The following is a 686-nucleotide window of genomic DNA, read 5'->3' as shown; positions in this document are numbered from 1 at the left end:
ATTTCGTTCTCGGCGGGCTTGCCGCCAAGTTTCATGTCATCGGCTACTGATACTTTGATGATCGCATCAATTACGCTTTTTTGGTTAATCTTATGGCGCGATTCAATATAGTCATGCAAATCTTTTTTCGATGGACGTTTCATCTCACTTGGTAGGTCATGCCAACATTGTTCGTAAACATCGGCGGCAATCTGGATCGATTCAGGTAGTCCGGATAATGCTTGCGGCAATGTCATTACACCGTCTTTTTTGTTTTCGTAGCGAGCGACTTCATCGGCCATGACGTAAAGGTCGGCTAACGAAAAGCGTATTTTTCCCGCTTTATTGAATAGCGTTTGTACGCTCACAATGTCTTTTGTGGTGAATAATTTTTCGGTAAGTTCTGCTCCCATTTTTTCAGATAGGGCCTGCATTTTTTCTAAACCAATCCGCTGCTTTTCATATTGCCTGTTGTAGTCTGTGTTATCTACATGAATGGCTTCAAACTCGATAACGGTGTCATCGGTTACTTTTAGATCTTCAAGAGTTTGCAGAATGTTCTCGGCCAATGGTTCAAATCTCTTTGGCGATATTTCTGCAACTGTAGTGGTTTCTTCGGGCTCGGCTAAGTCGATTTCGTCATAACTTATGAAAAGGTCCGGGTGATTGTTGTAGTGCCTGAATAGTCCTCGTGCAGATAGTTGTAT

1 protein-coding gene is annotated in these 686 nt (G+C 42.6%); it reads right to left on the bottom strand.

Annotated features, from left to right (window positions below; genetic code table 11):
* A partial coding sequence (locus A3762_RS27915) for a hypothetical protein (protein WP_197469470.1) occupies nucleotides 1-686 on the bottom strand: 686 nt, incomplete at both ends.

Source organism: Oleiphilus sp. HI0125 (assembly GCF_001635355.1).
The sequence above is the reverse complement of the archived record's forward strand: the minus strand, read 5'-3'. Positions and strand labels throughout refer to the sequence as shown.